An 818-nucleotide genomic window follows, 5' to 3' on the forward strand; every position below is an offset into this window, starting at 1 on the left:
CAGCCAGGCGGCGACGTCGTCGCGGGTGGTGCGTTGGCCGCCGAGGGCGCCGCGGCCGGGGAAGGTGTGGTGCACATCCGGGGCCATGTCGTGGATCAGCGACATTTCCCCGCGCGAGAGCGCGGCAAACGCGGCGCGGACGTTGCGGCGGACGAACCAACGGTACATAACAGTCTCCTATGGACAGTTGCCGGAACACGTGTTCCGTGGTCGGGACGAGGCCGTCGGGCGATGATCGGTGCGGCGGAGCGCGGTCACGGATCCGCCCGCTGCTTCCACCGGACGAGCCCGCCAAGGCGCGGCGTCGCCCGGGTAACCACCGGTGCGTGACACTCGAGTCCCGGATGAGGCCGGCACGGATTCATGGCGGTGTCCTCCCTCGAGTTTGACGGTGTCAACGTTGCTGACGTCTTCACTGTGCACTCCGTCTTTGACGGTGTCAAACCGGTCTGCGACACTGGCGCTATGACACCCATGTCCGATGCCGCCTACCCGACCGATGTGCGCGCGGCCCTGCTCGCCTCCGCTCGCGCCGAGTTACTGGCACACGGGCCAGGAGGGCTCAGCCTCCGGGCCATCGCGGCACGAGCCGGGGTGTCCCGAGCCACCCCGAAATGGCACTTCGGCAACCGCGCCGGTTTGCTGACCGCTCTCGCGATCGAAGGTTTCGCGCAGCTCGGGGACGCTCTCGTCGCCGCGGTCAGGGGCTTGACCGATCCGGCGGCGCGCTTCACCGCAGTGGGACGTGCCTACCTGGCCTTCGGACTCGGCAACCCCGAACTCTTCGACCTCATGTTCCGAGCCACGGAACTCGATCG

1 protein-coding gene is annotated in these 818 nt (G+C 68.3%); it reads left to right on the top strand.

From position 1 onward, the window contains the following. Positions 1 to 465: 465 nt before the first annotated feature. On the top strand, positions 466 to 818 hold a 353-nt coding region (locus ABD793_RS42550; RefSeq protein WP_344869577.1), incomplete at its 3' end, for a TetR/AcrR family transcriptional regulator.

This window comes from Amycolatopsis ultiminotia (assembly GCF_039536925.1).
Lineage (GTDB): Bacteria > Actinomycetota > Actinomycetes > Mycobacteriales > Pseudonocardiaceae > Amycolatopsis > Amycolatopsis ultiminotia.